General features: G+C 31.5%; 1 protein-coding gene. It reads left to right on the top strand.

Annotation, left to right across the window (positions count from 1 at the left end; all coding sequences use genetic code 11):
• Positions 1-83: 83 nt before the first annotated feature.
• Positions 84-1,058 (top strand): Ppx/GppA phosphatase family protein, encoded by a 975-nt coding sequence (locus HG1285_RS00615; protein ID WP_008289613.1) that lies wholly within the window; start codon positions 84-86, stop codon positions 1,056-1,058.
• Positions 1,059-1,166 lie beyond the last annotated feature (108 nt).

Raw genomic sequence — 1,166 nt, 5'->3', positions numbered from 1 at the left:
AAATTGAAAATGCCATAAAATGGCTTCAAGAGCAGGGAGTAGAAGTTTCACCATTAGAAGGTCAAGTATTTACGGAGTAAAACTTGGCTTTAAAGATAGGAATAATAGATATAGGAACATACTCCACGAGATTTTTAATTTCTGCTGTTCATAAAAAAGATACACTAATAGACACTATCAACTCAATAGAGGATATTTTCTCAGTTGGAAAAATCACTTCTCTTGGAAGAAAGCTCAAAGAGACAGGTTTCCTGCAAGAAGAAGCTATGCAGGAAACTTTATCAGTTTTAAAAGAATACAAAATGATAGCTGAGGAATATAATCTTGATTATTTAAAAGCCTATGCTACACAGGCCTGCAGAGAAGCAAAAAATGGAAAAGAGTTTATAGAAAAAGTTAAAGAACTTGGAATTGATGTTGAGATAATAGATGGAGATAAAGAGGCTTATTTATCATTCTTAGCAACAGCTTATGGAGTAAATCCACAAGAAAGCTTTGTAATGATAGACCAGGGCGGAGGAAGTACAGAATACGGATACGGCGAATATGAAGGCCAGTTTTATTCTTTGAAAGATGCCGTTTCTTTTCCTTTTGGAATTGTTGGATTAACAGAAACATTTTTAAAACATGACCCGCCATTAAAAGAAGAAATAAAAAACATGGAAAATTACTTGAAGCCTCAAATAGAAAAAGCTTACGAAAAAATGAAAAACGCGAAACATTTAATTGGTCTTGGGGGGACAATTACAACTGTTGTGGCTTTAGAAAAAAATATTTATCCTTATTCTTCAGAAAAAATTCATAAACAAAAACTATCTTTCAATCAAGTAAAAAAATGGCTTGATATTTTATCAAATATGACTATTTCTGAAAGAAAATCTATACCTGCGATAGAAGACAAAAGAGCAGAAGTTATAATATCTGGAATTATAATATTTAAAGTTTCAATGGAAGTTTTTCAAAAAAGTAAAATCACAGTTAGCGACTGGGGATTAAGACATGGTGCTGTCATAGATTATATAATAAACCTTAGTTTCCAATTCAAGAGAGAAGTTTAAATAAAAAACTCCAGTGGCAAATAAAGATAAAACCACTGGAGGAAACCAATGACATATAAAGATATATACAACAGTTTATGTAATTGTAGACGAGGTATTAAAGTTGAT

It is taken from the genome of Hydrogenivirga sp. 128-5-R1-1 (assembly GCF_000171895.1).
Note: the sequence above shows the minus strand (reverse complement) of the source record. Positions and strands in the feature narration are given on the sequence as shown.